At 43.0% G+C, this 18,980-nt stretch carries 16 protein-coding genes; 11 read left to right on the top strand and 5 right to left on the bottom strand.

The features are described 5' to 3' along the window. Positions 1-52: 52 nt before the first annotated feature. The 3 genes from BUE31_RS26265 to aspS all read right to left on the bottom strand — a co-directional run bounded on the left by BUE31_RS26265 (position 53) and on the right by aspS (position 4,129). Entirely contained in the window at positions 53-865 is an 813-nt protein-coding gene (locus BUE31_RS26265) for an AraC family transcriptional regulator (RefSeq protein ID WP_083620356.1), read from the bottom strand. Positions 866-924: 59 nt separating this feature from the next. Continuing rightward, complete coding sequence (locus BUE31_RS26260; RefSeq protein WP_073406845.1) at positions 925-2,232, bottom strand: amidohydrolase; 1,308 nt, start codon at positions 2,230-2,232, stop codon at positions 925-927. 151 nt (positions 2,233-2,383) lie between these two features. Then, the gene (aspS, locus tag BUE31_RS26255; RefSeq protein ID WP_073406844.1) at positions 2,384-4,129 is read right to left on the bottom strand and encodes an aspartate--tRNA ligase; all 1,746 of its coding nucleotides are present in this window, start codon (positions 4,127-4,129) and stop codon (positions 2,384-2,386) included. 596 nt (positions 4,130-4,725) lie between these two features. Here aspS and BUE31_RS26250 point away from each other — a divergent pair. The 8 genes from BUE31_RS26250 (at position 4,726) to BUE31_RS26215 (ending at position 14,964) form a co-directional block, all read left to right on the top strand. Next, positions 4,726-7,119, top strand: coding sequence for a TonB-dependent receptor (locus BUE31_RS26250; RefSeq protein WP_317042449.1), 2,394 nt, complete (start codon positions 4,726-4,728; stop codon positions 7,117-7,119). 239 nt (positions 7,120-7,358) lie between these two features. Then, positions 7,359-7,991 carry a nicotinamide riboside transporter PnuC gene (gene pnuC, locus BUE31_RS26245; protein ID WP_073406843.1) on the top strand — a complete coding sequence of 211 codons (633 nt, stop codon included), beginning with the start codon at positions 7,359-7,361 and terminating at the stop codon, positions 7,989-7,991. A 5-nt stretch (positions 7,992-7,996) separates the two neighbouring features. Further along, a complete protein-coding gene (locus tag BUE31_RS26240; RefSeq protein WP_083620354.1) occupies positions 7,997-9,106 on the top strand; it encodes an acyl-CoA dehydrogenase family protein in 1,110 nt (369 codons plus the stop codon). A 179-nt stretch (positions 9,107-9,285) separates the two neighbouring features. After that, positions 9,286-10,995 (top strand): alkaline phosphatase PafA, encoded by a 1,710-nt coding sequence (pafA, locus tag BUE31_RS26235; protein WP_083620351.1) that lies wholly within the window; start codon positions 9,286-9,288, stop codon positions 10,993-10,995. Positions 10,996-11,101: 106 nt separating this feature from the next. Continuing rightward, complete coding sequence (locus BUE31_RS26230) at positions 11,102-11,728, top strand: thiamine phosphate synthase (RefSeq protein ID WP_073406842.1); 627 nt, start codon at positions 11,102-11,104, stop codon at positions 11,726-11,728. Between the two features lie 134 nt (positions 11,729-11,862). After that, a complete protein-coding gene (locus tag BUE31_RS26225) occupies positions 11,863-12,432 on the top strand; it encodes a hypothetical protein (RefSeq protein ID WP_073406841.1) in 570 nt (189 codons plus the stop codon). A gap of 267 nt (positions 12,433-12,699) precedes the next feature. Beyond that, the gene (locus BUE31_RS26220; RefSeq protein WP_234997911.1) at positions 12,700-13,737 is read left to right on the top strand and encodes a DUF6515 family protein; all 1,038 of its coding nucleotides are present in this window, start codon (positions 12,700-12,702) and stop codon (positions 13,735-13,737) included. A gap of 147 nt (positions 13,738-13,884) precedes the next feature. Beyond that, positions 13,885-14,964: an SGNH/GDSL hydrolase family protein gene (locus BUE31_RS26215; protein WP_073406840.1), complete on the top strand. Its 1,080-nt coding sequence runs from the start codon at positions 13,885-13,887 to the stop codon at positions 14,962-14,964. A gap of 136 nt (positions 14,965-15,100) precedes the next feature. On the opposite strand, the gene BUE31_RS26210 is transcribed toward BUE31_RS26215, so the two are convergent. Then, complete coding sequence (locus BUE31_RS26210; RefSeq protein ID WP_073406839.1) at positions 15,101-15,532, bottom strand: PepSY-like domain-containing protein; 432 nt, start codon at positions 15,530-15,532, stop codon at positions 15,101-15,103. Between the two features lie 241 nt (positions 15,533-15,773). Between BUE31_RS26210 and BUE31_RS26205 the strand changes: the two genes are divergently transcribed. From BUE31_RS26205 to BUE31_RS26195, 3 genes are all read left to right on the top strand, one after another. Then, positions 15,774-16,055 (top strand): hypothetical protein, encoded by a 282-nt coding sequence (locus tag BUE31_RS26205; RefSeq protein ID WP_073406838.1) that lies wholly within the window; start codon positions 15,774-15,776, stop codon positions 16,053-16,055. A gap of 122 nt (positions 16,056-16,177) precedes the next feature. Beyond that, positions 16,178-17,161, top strand: a complete 984-nt coding sequence (locus BUE31_RS26200) for a DUF2157 domain-containing protein (RefSeq protein ID WP_073406837.1) — start codon at positions 16,178-16,180, stop codon at positions 17,159-17,161. Beyond that, positions 17,158-18,330: a hypothetical protein gene (locus BUE31_RS26195; RefSeq protein ID WP_073406836.1), complete on the top strand. Its 1,173-nt coding sequence runs from the start codon at positions 17,158-17,160 to the stop codon at positions 18,328-18,330. The genes BUE31_RS26200 and BUE31_RS26195 overlap by 4 nt, the downstream gene beginning before the upstream one ends. A 98-nt stretch (positions 18,331-18,428) precedes the next feature. Here BUE31_RS26195 and BUE31_RS26190 read toward each other — a convergent pair whose 3' ends face one another. After that, positions 18,429-18,941 carry a hypothetical protein gene (locus BUE31_RS26190; RefSeq protein ID WP_073406835.1) on the bottom strand — a complete coding sequence of 171 codons (513 nt, stop codon included), beginning with the start codon at positions 18,939-18,941 and terminating at the stop codon, positions 18,429-18,431. Positions 18,942-18,980 lie beyond the last annotated feature (39 nt).

Below are 18,980 nucleotides of genomic sequence, written 5' to 3'. Positions count from 1 at the left end.
AAGGCAAAACTAATTGATGCCATAAAAAGGAAATTGTAAAAAAATGAACTATTTACAACGCTGAAAATATATTGCTTATATGATGGCCATTTTCAAAGTACTTGCGCGGTGACGTATCTGTAAATTGATGGAACGATTTGATCAGGTGCGACTGATCATAGTAACCGGATTCATATGTTAATTCTGTAAAGCTTAATTCGGGATAGTTTATTTTATTGGAGATAAATTGATTGATCTTTAAAATATTGCACAGGCATTTTGGCGTTATACCCACATATTTCCTGAACAGGTCGCCACAATATTTGGCAGAGAGCCCTCCGCCTTCCCTTATCGTATTAATGCCCGGCATGCCATTGGTTTTTAAAATAGAATTCATTACCCGGTTTACATATTGATAACCCTGGCTGTTAAGTGTTTGAAAAGAGATCATCTCCAGCAAATAGCACTCCATGTTTTCGAACGTTTGTTCGGGCTGATCTGTAATACAGCTCCAGATTCCCTCCGGATCCATTATATCGCTCAAAGGCAAGATTCTGGAATTAATGGCATGAAGCGGAATTTTAAAAAAAGGATATAAGGTGTGCGGGTAAAAGCGGATGCCATACAAACGTGCGCCGGCAAACATTTTAATTTCGTGTTTCTTTAATGTTTGTCCGGCAATAAAAGCACTAGGCTCGGTTATCCACTCGTCATTACAGGGCGATTTCCACTTGCTATTGTTATTCAGGTAAAAAATAACCTCATTGTGCCCGTCGGGGATAATTTCTTCCTGGTAAACATTATCATCAAAGCCCACCTCCATATACCAAAATGATTTGATAAGATGCGTTAGTGTTTTGGGGATATATGTTTGTATGGATATCATATGCTTATGTTTCCGGCTTTATGCTTTTGCGGGGGCACCCATGGGGCTGTATTTTTAGTTTATTTACTATTCGCTTTCATATAGTCTAACGTTAAATTGCATAAAGCTTTTACACCAAGGGTAAACCCGCTTTCGTCAATAAAAAAGTCGGGTGTGTGGTGTGCCGGTGCTTTTACCGGGTCGCCGCCTTTCGGCATCCCGCCTAAGTGGATAAAAATTCCGGGAGCTTTTTGCTCGTAGAAACTAAAATCTTCGGCACCCGTTTCAGCGTTGCGTAGCGAAACATTTTCTGTTCCCGCGGTTGCCTGCAAAGTGGGCAGCATTTGAGCAACCAGTTCGGGATTGTTATAAGTTATCGGGTAATGATGTTCAAAAGGGATGGTGACTTCCGCAGTAGCGCCTGCGGCTTCGGCTGTTTTAGTAACTATGGTTCTAACCCTTTCAATGATCATTTTTTCATCATCATCGTTCAGGGTGCGAATAGTACCTAACATAGTTACTGTTTCGGGAATAATATTTGACCGGTTGCCGCCATTAATAGCGCCAATAGTTACTACTGCGCCATTGCGTGTAACCTGCAGGTTGCGACTTACAATAGTTTGTAGGGCGTTGATGATCTGTGCCGATGTTACGATAGGGTCAACGCTCGACCATGGATAAGCCCCATGCGCCTGTTTACCGGTTACAACAATCTTCATTGGGTTTACTGCAGCCATATCTCCGCCGGGGCGATAAGTTATTGTACCGGCAGGCTGATAGGATTGAATGTGTAAACCAAATACGGCATCAACATGCGGATTTTCCATTACCCCTTCCTTCACCATTTCTTCGGCGCCGCCTTTTTCACCTGCCGGCAATCCTTCTTCGGCTGGCTGAAAAATAAATTTGACCGTTCCGTGCAGGTCTTTTTTCATCGACGTTAAAACCTCTGCTGTAGCCATCAGGATAGCCATGTGCGAATCATGACCGCAGGCATGCATTACGCCAACTTCCTGCCCGTTGTACATGGTTTTTACTTTTGATGCGAAAGGTACAGGGGTACGTTCCGTAACAGGCAGCGCATCCATATCGGCACGAAGGGCCACAACAGGCCCGGGTTTGCCACCACGCAATATGGCTACAACACCCGTTGTTGCTACGCCTGTTTTTACTTCAAGCCCAAGCGACTGTAAATATTTAGCGATTATACCTGAAGTGCGAACTTCATGGTTGCCTAACTCGGGGTGTTCATGGAAATCGCGGCGCCAGGCAATGATCTGGTCTTGAAGGGCATCGGCTTTTTTGCTGACATCCTCTTTAACTGATTTGGTTTGTGCGAATGCGGATATGGAAGAAACGAGAAGGAGAAACAAGTATAATTTTTTCATATCAGGGATTTTCACCTAATATAAAAAAAGGATGGCATATTTTAAAGCCATCCTTTTTCTGAACCATGATTTGCTTGATTAGAGGATTTAGGGATACTATTCACTGCAAGAGATCAAGAAATCTTCAAATCAAGCAAATCATGGTTCAAAACTATAAAACTGTCTTAATCTTCAGCTCATTCATCTGCGTCTCGGCAATGGTTGATGGCGTGTCAATCATTACATCGCGGCCGGAGTTGTTTTTAGGGAACGCGATCACATCACGGATAGAATCCAGCCCGGCAAAGATTGAACATAGCCTGTCGAAACCGAACGCAATACCACCGTGTGGAGGTGCACCGTATTCAAAGGCATCCATCAGGAAGCCAAATTGTTTTTGTGCTTCTTCTGGCGAAAAGCCTAAATGCTTAAACATTAAGGACTGTAAAGCACGATCATGGATCCTGATCGATCCGCCGCCAATTTCGGTGCCGTTAATTACAAGGTCATATGCGTTTGCCCTAACATCGCCCGGCGCGGTATCCAGCATGGCAATATCCTCTGGTTTTGGCGAAGTGAACGGGTGGTGCATGGCATGGTAACGGCCGCTTTCTTCGTCCCATTCTAATAACGGGAAGTCAAGCACCCATAATGCGGCAAAAGTATTTTTATCGCGTAAGCCTAAACGGGAGCCCATTTCCAGGCGCAGCTCGTTTAGTTGCTTGCGTACTTTGTCTGTTTGTCCGGCTAATACCAATATTAAATCACCAGGCTCGGCATTGAAAGCAGCGGCCCAGTTGGTTAGTTCGTCTTCATTATAAAATTTATCAACTGATGATTTTAAAGTGCCATCAGTGTTATAACGGCAATAGATCATGCCGGTAACGCCAATTTGCGGCCGTTTTAACCATTCGGTCAATTCATCAATTTGCTTGCGGGTATAATCTGCGCAGCCTTTTGCGTTGATCCCAACAACCAGCTCGGCATTATCAAAAATGCTGAACCCTTTGCCTTTAACCACATCATTCAATTCCACAAACTCCATCCCGAAACGGATATCCGGTTTATCAGAACCATATAAACGCATCGCATCAGCATACTGCATCCTTGGGATAGCAGGCAGGTTAATACCTTTCACTGTTTTAAATAAATGATGGGTAAGCCCTTCAAATATGTTTAAGATATCTTCCTGGGTAATAAAAGCCATCTCGCAGTCGATCTGCGTAAATTCCGGCTGACGGTCGGCCCGTAAATCCTCATCCCTGAAACATTTTACGATCTGGAAATAACGGTCGAAACCACTTACCATCAGTAATTGCTTAAATGTTTGGGGCGATTGCGGCAAAGCGTAAAACTCACCCGGGTTCATGCGGCTTGGCACCACAAAGTCACGTGCACCTTCCGGGGTCGACTTGATCAACACCGGGGTTTCCACTTCTATAAAATCACGGCCATCCAGGTATTTACGAACCTCCTGTGCCATTTTGTGGCGCAGCATCAGGTTGTTACGGATAGGGTTACGGCGCAAGTCAAGATAGCGGTATTTTGCACGAAGCTCTTCGCCGCCATCAGTTTCATCCTCAATCATAAACGGAGGAATTTTTGCCGCATTCAGGATCTCTATATCGGTTACTCCAATTTCAATATCGCCGGTTGCCATTTTAGCATTCTTGCTGGTACGCTCCAGCACCTTGCCGGTAACCCTGATCACAAACTCACGACCAAGGCTCCTGCTTAATTCACGCAAAGAATCATCACTATCGGTATTAAAAACCAATTGGGTTAATCCATAACGGTCGCGAACGTCAATAAATGTTGTTCCGCCAAGGTCGCGTGATTTTTGGACCCAACCGCATAAAGTTACCGTTTCACCTAAATGACTGATATTTAATTCGCCGCAAGTATGTGTTCTTAACATGATTGTGTTTTAAAAAGTCTGCAAAAGTAGGGTTTTAGTCCGAAAGTCGGAAAGTCCGGAAGTCCGAAAGTGAGAAAAGAAGAAGATAAAGGCAATTCTTCGGGACTTAAATGATAAATTTCTTCTTCTTTCATGTGTATAAGGTTTAATCAAATTTAGCATTTTTTTGAACCATGACCACTCGATTATTGGATTTTAGGATTGAAACAGCAGAAAGGCATCATGAAAATCCTTTAATCCCCTAAATCATGGTTCAAATAACAATTCCGAAATCGAACATCCGAATTCCGAAATCATTCTTACATTTGCCTCATAATTCTCAAGGGGTGCCTTGCTTTGGTCGCAAAATATGCTACAGCGTATTTTACCAAACTGAAAGACAGGCTGAGATCAAACCCGTTGTGTTAAGTACAAAGTCTTAAGTCAAAAGTCTTAAATCTGTAAAAGCAGACCAATGACCAATGACACAATGACCAATGACTTCCCACATACACCTGATCCGGGTAATGCCGGCGTAGGGAGAGGTAACAAGTTAAGTGTACTGCGTAGTCGCCCTGATACGGAGATGGTTTAACTAATTTTATTTATTAATCATTTTGAAAAATTTATTTGCGGTATTTATTGCCCTGCTGTTGCCTGTTATGGCGGCGGCCCAGCTTTCCGTTACCGGGAAGATCACAGACAAGCAAACCGGCGAAGCACTGCCCGGAGCTACCATTACGTTATCCAACTCAGCGGTCAACGCAGTTTCAGATGTTAACGGTAAGTACCACCTCGATAACCTGAAAAGCGGTGCGTATACTTTAAAAGTATCGTTTATTGGCTATCAAAACACTTCAAAAAACATCACATTAAATACCGATGCGGTAAACAACTTTGCATTAAGCCGGAGCACATTATTTACCGAAGAAGTTACGGTAAGCGCTACCCGGGCAACTGAAAAATCGCCTACGGCTTTCACCAATCTGAATAAAAAGGATATCGAAAAAAACAATTCGGGTCGCGGGTTTGAGTATTTGCTGGAGCAAACACCATCAACAGTGGTTACCTCAAATGCAGGGGCAGGTGTTGGCTATACCAGTATCCGCATCCGTGGATCGGATGCTACACGAACCAACGTAACACTTAACGGGATCCCGCTGAATGATGCGGAGGATCAGGGTGTTTATTTTGTGGATCTGCCTGACCTGGCTTCATCTGTTGATAACATCCAGGTGCAGCGTGGTGTGGGTACATCAACCAATGGCGCAGGAGCCTTTGGCGCCAGCATCAACATTCAAACTACTACCCGGCGCGATACCGCGTATGCCGAGCTGAATAATTCGGCAGGATCATACGGAACACTAAAAAACACCGTAAGCTTCGGAACCGGTTTGCTTGGCGATCATTTCAGCTTTGACGGTCGTTTATCACGGATGGTTTCTGATGGCTATATCGACCGTGCATCATCCGATCTTAAATCCTTCTTTTTAAGTGGTGCTTATTATGGAAAAAAAAGCGTGCTGCGGCTGAACGTATTTTCGGGCTACGAGAAAACCTACCAGGCCTGGGATGGTGTGCCAGAAGACAGCGTTAAATTTGGCAACCGCAGGTATAATGAGCTTGGCTACATCAACTCAACAAACAGCTTTTACAAAAACCAAACCGACAACTATACCCAAAACTATTACCAGCTACTTTATAATCAACAGCTTACTGATAAGCTTTCATTTAGCGGCGCATTGCACCTTACCAGGGGGTATGGTTATTATGAGGAATATAAAAACAATGAGCCGGTTTCGGCATATGGTTTAAAGCCCGTAATTATAGGTACCGATACTTTGGCAAATACTGATTTGGTGAGGCGGCTTTGGCTGAGCAATTACTTTTACGGAGCAACCTATAATTTAACTTACAAACCCAACAACGATCTGAATATGATCCTTGGCGGCGCATATAACGAATATAGAGGCGACCACTATAATAATATTGAGTGGACGCAGCAAAGCACCACCATTCCGCCCGATTATGAATATTCGCGCAATCACGCTAAAAAAACCGACTTCAATATTTTTAGCCGGGCCGAATATCGTTTGGGCAAGGTGCTGTTTTATGGCGATGTGCAATACCGCCATATTTCTTATTCGTTTTTAGGGTTTGATCAAGACCTTAAAAATGTGCAGCAACAGGTAGAGCTTGACTTTTTCAATCCAAAAGCAGGCATTACCTACCAGATCAATTCAAATAGTAATGTATATGGGTCTGTAGCTGTTGGTAACCATGAGCCTAACCGTAACGATTTTACAAATTCGTCGCCGCAGAGCCGCCCGAAGGCTGAGCACTTAACAGATTTTGAGGCGGGCTACCGGATCAATGAATCAGCTTTTAGCGGCAGCATCAACGGTTTTTACATGCTTTACAAAAACCAGCTGGTGTTAACCGGCTCGCTTGACGATGTTGGCGGAGCTATCCGCACCAATATAAAAGACAGCTATCGCGCCGGGGTTGAAGCCAGCGTACGGGTAAAAATAGCGCAACAATTAAGCTGGTTTGTAAACGCTACGGTAAGTACCAATAAGGTAAAAAACTTTACCCAATACCTGCAGAACTATGATACCGGTACGCTGGATGCAACGCAGTACAAGAAATCAGATATAGCATACTCGCCAAACCTTACCGGGTCAAGTACCATCAGCTACCATCCTATAAAAAATGGCGAAATAGCTTTTATCAGCAAATATGTAAGCAGGCAATACCTTGATAATACATCAACCCAAAGCCGCTCAATTGATGGTTATTTTGTAAATGATGTGCGCCTGAATTATAATTTCAGCATAAAAGGGCTTAAGAATATAGGTGTGGGTTTATTGGTAAACAACGTGTTCAGCAAAAAATACCAGTCGGATGGGGCAACCTACCCGGATATTGAAAGCGGGAAGGTAGCGAACTATAATTACTTCTATCCGCAGGCGCCGGTTAACTTTTTGGCATCGCTGAATTTGAAGTTTTAGAAAAGGATCCTTCTTTCCCTCCTTCCGCGCAGCGAAGGGAGGGAGGTCGAGCGAAGCAATGACCGGGTGGGTAAATCTGCGGGCGGCATCTACGCCAATGCATTAGCGCCAATGCATGACGTATAGACTCACCCCGACAACGCTACGCTGGTCGGCCCTCTCTTCGCTGCGCGGAAAGAGGGCTAAAAAAGGATCTTTTAACTAAATGAGATCCCCATTTTATGATAAAATAGCACAATATGAATTTACATCATTGGATCCAACTTTTTATCGATCAAATTAACCAAACTACAATCTGGGAATGGCTGGCGGTGCTGTTTGGCGTAATCGAGGTATTACTGGCTAAAGTAAATAACATCTGGCTTTACCCAACCGGGATAGCCGGTACATTTATCGGCATTTATATTTTGCTGATTGCCGGGCTGTATGCGGAGTCGGCGCTGAATGTTTATTATTTGGTGATGAGCATTTACGGCTGGTACCACTGGATAAAAAAACGGAACGGACCACCTGTAAAAATAACCTGGTCAACCCGCAGGGAATGGATAATTACACTGCTGATTGTATTTGCCGGATGGCCTATCCTTTATGTGATCCTCAAAAATTTTACCACATCAAACGTCCCAATATGGGATGCCTGGGTAGCTTCAACAGCCTGGGCCGGAATGTGGCTGCTGGCAAAGCGCAAGCTGGAAAACTGGATCTTGCTGAATGTATCCAACCTGTTTGCCATCCCGTTGCTGTGCTATAAAAACCTGATCATGTTTTCGGCGCTTACCCTGTTTTTATTTGTAGTGGCCTTTTTCGGTTTTTTTGAATGGCTCGCCATCTGGAAAAAAGAAAAGGCTGCTGAAAACACATTACTAACTTAAATAACATGGAAAACACAAACCAGCATCCTTCAGTTTTTATTGATACTGAGGATGTAAACATTATAAGAAATACCGCAGCTGAGGCTGAAAAGCTAGGCATGCTTCACCCGGAACAATTAAAGGTTATTTATAAAAACCATTGGTTTAAGCTACTGGTGCCCCGGGTTTATACCGGGCAGCAGGTAACCTTGCTCAGCCTGTTGCAACTGCAGGAAGCCGTAAGCTGGGCCGATGGCAGCACCGGCTGGGTTGTTACCCTGTGTAACGGTGCTGGCTGGTTCGGTGGTTTTATTGCTCCTGAAATTGCTCATGAGATCTTCATTGACCCTAAGGTTTGCCTGGCTGGCAGCGGCGCAGTATGTGGTACTGCCGAAATAACCGCCAACGGATATCTTGTAAACGGCACCTGGAAATATGCCAGCGGTGTGCATCATACTACGCATATAACGGCCAATTGCAGTATCCAAAAAAATGGCGAACCTGTTTTAAAAGATGGTGGAGAGCCACTGGTATTGCCTTTTATATTTGATAAAAAGGATGTAAATATTTTACCCGCGTGGAAATATATTGGCATGATAGCTACAGGCAGCGATTCTTTTGAAGTTAAAGGACTGGAAGTATCCTCAAACCGGCAATTCAAAATAGACCCGGCAGCTGCAATTATCCCTGATCCATTATACCTGTATCCTTTTTTGCAACTGGCAGAGGCTACTATTGCCGTTAATCTATCAGGCATAGCTATTCATTTTATGGATCTGTGCGAAGACCTCTTTCATGAAAAAGTAAAACAGCCAAGACTTACGGACGCACAAAGAACGTTTTTAGTAAACAAGCTAATGAAGCTAAAAAACGAACTTGACCTGGTAAGAAAATATTTTTATGACGCGGTTGGGAACTCATGGGATGCCATTCAAAATAACAACAAGATCCCTGACGAGACGCTAAACCAGGTAAGTATCACCAGCCGCAAACTTGCACATTTAAGCAGGCAAAGTGTTGACACGCTTTATCCGTTATGCGGCTTAACTGCGGCAAGCACTGAAACTGAAATTAACAGGGCATGGCGCGATCTGCATACGGCAAGTCAGCATGCTTTGTTAGCCATTGAACACTGATTCAGGCTGATTATTTTGATGAAGCTGATTGATTTGGAGTTAACTACTTGCCTGTATTGCTGAATCAATAATATCAGCTTCATCGAAATAATCAGCAAACATCAGTGATTCATAACAGAAATATCACATAGAATTTTAATTGCATTGTTGATATTTGCGCTACTTAACAATTTTTTAAGATGAGAATTAAACATCTGCCCTTATTATTACTGGCTTTTGCTACTGTTTCGGTATCGGCACAAACAAGAAAGAAAAAAACATCACCTATTCCTGTTCCTGTAGTTGTTCCTGCTGCTTCTCCCGAACTGCCCCGCCCAAAATTGGTGGTTGGCATAGTGGTAGACCAAATGCGCTGGGATTATTTGTACCGCTATTATAATCGTTACTCAAACAACGGCTTTAAGCGTTTATTAAATGAAGGCTTTACCTGCGAAAATACGCAGATTGATTATATCCCAACTTTTACCGGCCCCGGCCATACCTGTATTTATACAGGCTCGGTACCAGCTATCCATGGTATTGCGGGTAATGATTTTATTATCCAGGCTACCGGCAGGTCAATGTATTGCGCCGAAGATACCACTGTACAAACGGTTGGCAGCACTTCAACTGCCGGAAAAATGTCGCCGCGCAACATGCTAACAACTACGGTTACTGATGAGCTGCGGCTGGCTACCAATTTCCGTTCAAAAGTTATCGGCATTGCTTTAAAAGACCGCGGGGGGATTCTTCCTGCAGGCCATACCGCCAATGCTGCTTATTGGTTTGATGATAAAAGCGGCCACTGGATCACCAGTACTTATTACATGCAGGAACTGCCACAATGGGTAAAAGATTTTAATGATCAAAAGCTGCCTGAAACCTATCTAAAACAGGACTGGACCTCCCTTTACCCTATAGATACTTACCTGCAAAGCACCGCCGACAGCAATAAATACGAAGGCAAATTTAAAGGTATGAATGCGCCCACACTGCCGGTTAAAACGTCGGCCATGTATAAAAATAACTTAGGGCTGATCCGCTCTACGCCTTATGGCAATACACTAACACTCGACCTAGCCGTTGCCGCCATTAACGGTGAACAACTGGGCCAGCATTCAGTAACCGATTTTTTGGCTGTCAGCTTTTCATCAACCGATTACGTTGGCCACCAGTTTGGTGTAAATGCTGTTGAAATTGAAGATACCTACCTGAGGCTGGATCGTGATTTTGCAACATTTTTCACTTACCTTGATGCAAAAGTTGGCAAAGGAAACTACACCGTTTTTTTAACCGCCGATCATGGTGCAGCACACAACACCCAATTTTTGCAGGACCACGGAATTCCTGCTGATGTTTGGGATGATGGAGTGGTTTTGAAAAACTTAAATCAATATTTACAGGATAGGTACAAAGCCGATCATTTAGTATTAGGACTTACTAATTACCAGGTTAGTTTTAATTATAAAGATGTGCGATACCTGCACCTGGATGAGGACGTGCTAAAACAGGATTGTATAACTTTCCTTGAAAAAGATCCGGCGGTTGCATTTGCTGTGGATATGAAAAAAGCGCAAACAGCCAATATTCCTGAAGCATTGCGCATCCGCATTATAAATGGGTATAGCGCTGAGCATAGCGGCGTAATACAGATCATCCTGAAGCCGGCATACTTTACCGGCCATGGCTCTGGCGATAGCGGACCTACCGGCACCACACACGGCACCTGGAACCCGTATGACAATCATATCCCGCTGGTATTTATGGGCTGGGGCGTTAAGCACGGCAGCCTTACCCGCGAAACACACATGACAGACATTGCAGCCACCATTGCCGCTTTATTGCATATACAGGCGCCAAACGGCAGCATAGGGCACCCGATAAGTGAGGTGCTTAAAGGAAGTCAGTAAAGTCGGGAAGTCCGAAAGACGAAAAAAGTTAAAGGACCTAGTTTTTATAAAGCAAACAAAATCATCTTCCGGACTTTCGGTCTTTACTGACTTTCGGACTAATAACATGAAGAAATACATTTCCAAATTTCATTACCTAACGCAGGATCTGCGTACACGAAGCCACCTGAAGCAGGCTACGATTGCCTGCGAGGCCGGGGCTAACTGGATCCAGTATCGCTGTTTAACCAAGCCAGATGAGGAATTGATTGAGGAGATAAATGAAATTGCGGCGCTTTGCGATGATTGGGGTACTACGCTCATCCTTACCAATCATTACCACCTGCTTGATAAAGTTGATGCGCAGGGCGTACATATTGAGGATTTTGATGCTGATTTTAAAGCGATCCGTAAAAGTATCGGAGATGATAAAACATTAGGTGCGTCGGCAACAAATATCAGTCGCTTACTTGCGGTTCAAAATACCGGTGTTGTTGATTATTGCGGATACGGGCCTTTTGCGCTTACCAATACCAAAGCAAATAATTATCCACTGCTTGGTTTTGAAGGCTACCGGCAGCTGGAAAAGCATCCTGAAATAACCATCCCGGTTATAGCGGTCGGTGGCATCCATATTGAAGACGTTGATCTACTTATAAAAACCGGGGTTTACGGCATAGCTGTATCGGCGGCAGTTAACCTGGCAGTTGATGCCGGCAGGGCATTGAAAGCGTTTTATCAAAAGATCTATTGATTTGAGAAGCAAGATGCAAGAAGTCAAGAGTCAGGATTTAAGATGTCGTGTTAAAAATGATATCTTTAAACCAAATTTGTTTCTGTTCTTTCTTGAATCTTGACTTCTTGTATCTTGTTTCTAATTCCCCCTCCATGTCATCACACCACGTAGTTCGCGAAAAACAGGAACCCGCATTGCTGGTGCTTGGGCTTGATAGTTTTACAGATGAATTGCTGGGCCAGTTGCTGGAATGGAGCCCAACCGTTATTACCTCCCCGCAAACTGCCGAAAAACTGAATACTTACGGGATAAAAATAGATTGGATAATTACCAATAATACTGATGAGGTTTTACAATCGGATGTAAAGCTGATGCCAGCTAATGATGATGATTTAATAAGCGCCGCTTTAAAACAACTTACCCTCAACGGCTTCCCCGCGGTAAACATTGTAACCGATGAATTAAACCTAACAGATTATGAACCCTATGCCACCAAAATAAACCTGGTTATTTTTAATGCTGGTAAAAAAATATATCCCGTAAATCCCGGGTTCAGCAAGTGGAAACCGGCAGGAGAAACCATTGAACTATTAACACAGGCAAAAGAACTCCGGGCAGAAGGACTGGAAAAAATCGGCGATAATTTGTATAAAACAATAAAAGATGGCCTGTTTAGCCTGCATTTTGATACGCCTTTTTTATTTATCTCCGAGGAGTTATAAATTTTTAATCAATTTTTACCACTGCCCGTTATTCCGGTGTATCGTTTTCCCTGTAAATTCCGTATGTTTACAGTAATAAGCCAATGTTAACTTACCTGGTTAAAAGCTATTTGTAATATTATTGCTTTATTTAAAACCCGGCTCGTTTTTTGATTATAATTACAAAATAGTTTATTGCGCATTAAACCGTTTATCAAAATTTTAGTCTATCTATGATAAACCGACTAAAACCCGATTTACTTAATTCGCAAATAATAATATTTCATCATGAAAACTGCATATAAAAATTTATTAAACACTGCTTTAGGCACACTTGTATGTGCGTTTTTAGCAACTTCGGTAAGTGCACAGCACAGGCCATCTACAAGTGGTGGCGGCGGTGGTGGTGGTGGCGGCAATAGCAGCCCAGCCCCTTCAAGACCTGCTGCCAGCAGCAGCCCGGCTCCATCTGTTAGTCAGCCACGCTCAAGCGGCAGTGTTGGTGTTTCAAGGCCATCGATAGCTCCCGGGCAATCAGGTGGGCAGCAAGGCGGAGCGCGCCCTGCTTTTTCTCAGCGCAGCAATAGCGGTTACTCGCCACGGGTAGGGGTGTCTCAGCGCAACAATTATGGCTTTAATCCACGCCCTGCTACCAGTGCAAGAGGAAACTATGGTTACGCTCCGCGTACTTATGATGTTAACCACAGGCCGGCTACCGGTAGCTACCGGAGCTCTCCGCAAATTGGATATGGCCGTGGCGGTTACTGGGGAAATCATAATTATTATCATTATAACCGCGGGTACTATAATTCGTATTATTCACCACGCCTTGGGTTTTCAATTGGCATACTGCCTTATGGCTACTATCCTTTTTACTATGGCGATTTCCAATATTACTACAGCGACGGGTTGTTCTATCAATATGATAACAGTCAATATACCGTTGTTGAACCACCGGTTGGCGCCGAAGTAAAAGAGCTGCCTGAAAAAGCACAGTCAATTGTGATAAACGGTCAGCAGTATTATGAATTGAACGGTGTATACTACCAGGCGGTTACTAAAGATGATGGCTCGGTTGTTTACCAGGTTGCAGGTAAGGATGGCGAGCTGAACACCAATTCAAATGTACAGGACGACCAGTACCAGGGCCCTCAAATGGGTGACATAGTTGGTCAGCTACCAGCTGATTGCAGGAAGATAAAGGTTAACGGCGAAAAACTGTATGTTTCTCCTGATGGTGTTTACTACCAGGAACTAACAGATGCCAATGGCAACAAAACCTATAAAATTGTAGGCCTGCCATCGGAAGAACAACAGCCGGAATAAAACTAAAATAGCTTTATAATTTATTTAAAAGGTGATCTGTTATTGCGGATCACCTTTTTTATTGGGCTTAATTAATTGATATAATAGTATTACCCTGCAAGCCGCCGGATTACTTAAATTAGCCTTTTTACAGCTTAACTTTAAACTATGATGAAACGCCTTCCCTGCCTGTTCCTTATTATCCTTTCAAATACCTTTTTGTCTTTTGCATCCCATAAAAACGACGGACTAAAGTTTTTTAAGGCTGATGACCGTAAGATCCGTTATGTTGGCAGGGTTGACTTTTCAGACAGGTTAAAACCCCGCATCTGGGCGCCCGGTGTTTATATAAAAGCAAAATTCAAGGGCCCGTATTGCGAAATTATTTTGAACGACGAAAATGCCGGCGGTCATAATCTTAACTACCTGGAGATAGTGATTGATGGCGATAAACCTTACCGCGTTCAAACAACCGGTAAAGAAAATGTAATAAAAGTACCGGGTGGGTTATCAGATACAGAGCATACTATCCTCATCTGCAAGGATACCGAATCAAACATCGGCTATATTGATTTTATTGGCCTGAGGTGTGAACAACTTTTGCCCTTACCCACCCCACCCAAACGTAAAATTGAATATTTTGGCGATTCTATTACCAGCGGCACGGGGATGGACCAATCGGTAATTGCATGTGATAAAGGGCAATGGTACGACCAGCATAATGCTTATATGAGCTATGGCGCACGCACCTCGCGCAATTTAAATGCCGACTGGCAACTTAGCGCCCTTGCAGGTGTTGGCCTGCTGCACAGCTGCTGCAATATGAAAGTGGTGCTCCCGCAGATCTACGATAAAGTTTTCCTGGCAGCCGATTCCGTTAGCTGGGGCTTTAAAAATTACCAGCCGGATGTGGTTACCATTTGCATAGGGCAAAATGACGGTCCGCAGGATTCAACCCTGTTTTGCAGTACCTATGTAAAGCTCATCACATCCATGCGGCAGCATTATCCCAAAGCCGATATTATTTGTTTAACCAGCCCTATGGCTGATAATACACTATTGCCGGTATTAAAACGATACTTAATTGGTATTACGGCTTATATGAATGCCAACGGCGATAAAAAGATACATAAATACTTTTTCTCCAAACAATACCACAACGGTTGCGGTGGGCATCCGGATTTGGATGAGCACAAGCTGATAGCTGATGAACTAACGGCTTATATAAAGGAGGTAAAAGGCTGGTAGGTTGGTGTGCTGCCTTCGCCCGCACGTCATGCCGAATTTATTTCGGCACCCCACAAGATAGGTCACCTTTATGTTGGTCACTTAGCATATAGGGTGCTGAAACAAGTTCAGCATGACATCTTTTGAAATACTCTTCTTAATCCTTTTTAATAAAATTCCCGTTCTCATCAAAAATAAGGTCTTTACCCTTTATTTCGGCCTCGTACATGGTTTTGCCTGCGGCATTGGTTACTTTACCGGCCTCTTTTATTTTTGCACCTTTGTAGTGCGCACTAACATAAGGGGCGACATTTTTAGGCAAATCAGTTATGGGAATGGCTTTAACAATTTCAATAAATGTACCTGTTGGCGTAAACTGAACAGAGTTGTCTTCGCCGGACTTTCCACCCCAATTGGCCTCGTAATTGCCTTTTTCTTTCTCCCAGCTAACTTTTGTAGCTTCGGGATACTTTTTAGCCAATGCCTCTTTCACTACAGCAGGTACGGCTGATGCTTTTAGATCCTGTGCTTTGAGGTTGCCGCTTGCCAATGCAATAAGTGCTCCTCCTATTAATAATCTGCTTTTCATGATTTTTTGTTTTAATCAAGTATAAAAACTCATTCTGTAGAAAGCTTGATAATATCCTGTAGAAAATCTGGTTAATTGAAGTTGTAGTGGTTATAAGGGTAATCGATTATTAAATATTGTCACAAAACAGGTAATTCAACTCAATCAACCTAATCTAACTCAATCCAACTTAATCAACTTATTACAACGCTTACAACCTTTACAACTAATTATAAGTATCTTTATAGAAATCACCGCACTCATGATCTTGTTCTCAAGAAGAAACTTACATTATTCCGATTATAAATGGACTGTCTACGTACAGAACGATCCCCGCGTTAATGGCAAGCCTGATGACACGCTTTTTAATAAGGAAGAGGGTAATGAAGTTGTTTACCTGATAAATAAGCTAATGATATTTTGGGATTACCGCTTTGCCAACACCGGCAACAAAATGGAAAAACTCATCCATGATAAATTACCTGAAGATATTACCAAACAGGAGCAGGTACAGCACTGGCTAAAAGAAAATTTGAAGTTTTAGCATATTTGTTTATTGGTTCATTAGTGTTATTAGTTAATTGGTAAATGCGGGTTATCTTTCTGCATTTGCACAAATCCCGAGAAACTTTACTATACTTGATCAACCAACCTGCTTAAACCCGGATGAATAATAATTTGTATAGCACGCTTCATTCTGAAGGCCTGATAAGCGATGAATCGCTCGGGAAGATCAGGCTAAAGGAAGAAAAACCATTACTTTTTTCTGTTCACTGGGAAATAAAAACCCTGCTTTATGTAGGTGTGCTGCTGCTTACCGGTGGCTTAGGCCTGCTGATCTACGAAAACATTGACACAATAGGGCATGAGTTTGTTTTGATGCTGATAGCGGCCATCTGTATAGGCTGCTTTTATTATTGCTTTAAAAATAAATTGCCTTTTAGTAAAGAAAGGGTGCTATCGCCCAATTCATTTTTCGATTATATTTTGCTTTTGGCCAGCACAAGCTTGTTAATTTTTGTGGGCTACCTGCAATTTGAGTACAAAGTATTTGGCACAAACTATGGCATGGCCACCTTAATACCCATGCTTGCATTGTTTTTTATTGCCTACTACTTTGATCACCTGGGCATCCTGAGCATGGCTATTGCCAACCTTGCCCTTTGGATGGGCGTATCCGTTACCCCCAAACAGTTATTGCTCAACAGTGATTTTAACAGCGAAACCATTATTTATACTTACCTGCTTTTAGGGATCCTGTTAATTGCAGGCGGTTATGCCACACAGCGCTTTAATTATAAAAAGCATTTTAAGTTCAGCTACCTTCATTATGGGATCCATGTTGCTTATATTGCCTTGTTAGCCGGGTACTTTCATTATTATGATTCTGCAACAGCTGCTGCCTGGATGCTGGGCATCTTAATCTTATCTTTTTTAATGTATCAGGATGCCTTTAAAAACAAATCGTTTTACTTTTTATTGCTGGTGATATTGTATAGCTATATCGCTTTAAGCAGTTTGGTAATGCGGTTTTTGCTCTCCATTAATGATGGCGCTATGATTGAGCTTATTGCATTTTACTTCATTGGGTCGGGCATTGGCTTTATACTTTTGCTGATCAACCTTAATAAAAAACTTAAAGCATCATGATAGCTTATAATAAAACCTGGCTGACTAACCTGCGCTTGCAGGATGAGGTTAAAAAAGAGGTGCAACAAAGCAACATCAGCAATGCGGAGTTTAATGGTATCGCACAAAAATACCCGGTTGACTTTTACACCCCTAATTTGTTTGTGCGCATTGGCTTATTTATACTTACCTGCGTTATTATGGCATTTGGCGATGGCTTGTTAACACTAATGGCAGCAAGTAGCCGGGGGCTGATCGAAAGCGCCTTCTGGTTGTTTTTCCTGGGTGCTTTAGCTTATGCTGGATTAGAGGTCATGATTAATGCCAGCCATCATTACCGGTCGGGTGTTGATGATGCGCTTTTGTTTATATCCGGATGTTTATTTGCCACCGGCTTTACTATGATGTTATCAAACAATAATTATGGCACACATTACCCCCCATTATCAGGCCTGATCTTTTTACTGACGCTTTGGTTAAGTATTCGCTTTGCCGATATGCTTGCGGCTACCATATGCTGTGTTGCGTTTTTAGCTTTTATATTTTTTGCCTGGATAAAAATAGTGCCAGCCGGTTTATCAACAGCGCCTTTTATTATGATGCTGGTTTCGGGCGGGATCTACTGGATAGCGTGTGTTTATAATAGCCGCAAAGAATTCATTAATTATAACAACTGCCTTATTGTGGCTAAAGTTGTAAGCCTTACGGCGTTATATGCATCCGGTAATTATTATGTTATCCAAACGCTAAGCAGCGAAATGATGGGCAAAACCGGCCCGGTTCCTTTTGGGGCGATCTTTTGGACCTGGACCATATTAATGCCCTTTGCTTACATAGGCCTTGGTATAAAACGTAAAGATGTGATCCTCCTGCGGGTTGGCTTGTTGCTGATAACTGCTGCCGCGTTAACCTTTCGCACCTACTATCATGTACTACCTGTTGATGTTGCCCTTACCATTGCCGGAACTGTAATACTTGCTGTGGTTTATGCAGTAGTGAGATACCTAAAAACACCCAAACATGGCTTCACCTACACGGAATCTGATGAGGAGAACCTGATGGATCACCTTAAAGTTGAATCGCTGATAGTTGCCGAAACATTTTCACATGCACCGGCAGTCCCAACAGATGAAGGCGTAAAATTTGGCGGCGGTGATTTTGGCGGTGGAGGATCTAGCGGGGGGTTTTAGGTATTGGGCATTGTGTCATTGGGCATTAGTGATGGAGTTGTTTATTTAGTGGATAGTAAGGATATTTACACAATGCAGGGACGCGTTAAACGTTCCGGCTACTCTTCTTCTGTATTTTCTTCGCCCTCATCATCATCAAACTCATCAAAAAACCGGTCTTCATCAAACATCAGCTCTTCCAGTTTTTCCTGTTCCGGGGTGCTGGTATCAAAGCGGATTGCCCAGTTATCCGGGATATCATAGGTTTTATCGAAGCCCCGTACCCATTCATTAAAAACCAGCCTGAACTCATCAATTTTGTCACGCATCAGGTCTACATAGTCTTCCTCATTTATCTCCACCATTGATGCGAATGACACGGCATTAAACATATCCTGCGTTGCCAGTTTTATCAATACGGCGTTTTGCATCCGTAATGTATATAATCCGCCGCCTTCGGCGCCTGCTATTTTGGCCTGGATCAATGCTGCATTGCTAAACATTTGCGCTGCCAAATGTTCCTTCATCTCATCTTCCTTAAGCGCATCGGCAATTACTTCCGCAAGGTCAAATAATTCCTGCGCCTTTTGGTACACAGGCAGCTTTTCGTATTTATCTAATCGGCGAGACATGTGGATAGTGGTTTTAATGTGAAGGTAAGGGTAATTTTT

Source organism: Mucilaginibacter sp. OK098, from assembly GCF_900142915.1.
In the GTDB taxonomy this organism is placed as follows: Bacteria; Bacteroidota; Bacteroidia; order Sphingobacteriales; family Sphingobacteriaceae; genus Mucilaginibacter.
Note: the sequence above shows the minus strand (reverse complement) of the source record. Positions and strands in the feature narration are given on the sequence as shown.

Coding starts and splice junctions, on each gene's coding strand:
- aspS (WP_073406844.1), bottom strand. CDS start 4,129: ATGTTAAGAACACATACTTGCGGCGAATTAAATATCAGTCATTTAGGT.
- BUE31_RS26225 (WP_073406841.1), top strand. CDS start 11,863: ATGTCATCACACCACGTAGTTCGCGAAAAACAGGAACCCGCATTGCTG.
- BUE31_RS26265 (WP_083620356.1), bottom strand. CDS start 865: ATGATATCCATACAAACATATATCCCCAAAACACTAACGCATCTTATC.
- BUE31_RS26205 (WP_073406838.1), top strand. CDS start 15,774: ATGATCTTGTTCTCAAGAAGAAACTTACATTATTCCGATTATAAATGG.
- BUE31_RS26210 (WP_073406839.1), bottom strand. CDS start 15,532: ATGAAAAGCAGATTATTAATAGGAGGAGCACTTATTGCATTGGCAAGC.
- BUE31_RS26200 (WP_073406837.1), top strand. CDS start 16,178: ATGAATAATAATTTGTATAGCACGCTTCATTCTGAAGGCCTGATAAGC.
- BUE31_RS26215 (WP_073406840.1), top strand. CDS start 13,885: ATGATGAAACGCCTTCCCTGCCTGTTCCTTATTATCCTTTCAAATACC.
- BUE31_RS26230 (WP_073406842.1), top strand. CDS start 11,102: ATGAAGAAATACATTTCCAAATTTCATTACCTAACGCAGGATCTGCGT.
- BUE31_RS26190 (WP_073406835.1), bottom strand. CDS start 18,941: ATGTCTCGCCGATTAGATAAATACGAAAAGCTGCCTGTGTACCAAAAG.
- BUE31_RS26260 (WP_073406845.1), bottom strand. CDS start 2,232: ATGAAAAAATTATACTTGTTTCTCCTTCTCGTTTCTTCCATATCCGCA.
- BUE31_RS26195 (WP_073406836.1), top strand. CDS start 17,158: ATGATAGCTTATAATAAAACCTGGCTGACTAACCTGCGCTTGCAGGAT.
- BUE31_RS26220 (WP_234997911.1), top strand. CDS start 12,700: ATGAAAACTGCATATAAAAATTTATTAAACACTGCTTTAGGCACACTT.
- pnuC (WP_073406843.1), top strand. CDS start 7,359: ATGAATTTACATCATTGGATCCAACTTTTTATCGATCAAATTAACCAA.
- BUE31_RS26240 (WP_083620354.1), top strand. CDS start 7,997: ATGGAAAACACAAACCAGCATCCTTCAGTTTTTATTGATACTGAGGAT.
- pafA (WP_083620351.1), top strand. CDS start 9,286: ATGAGAATTAAACATCTGCCCTTATTATTACTGGCTTTTGCTACTGTT.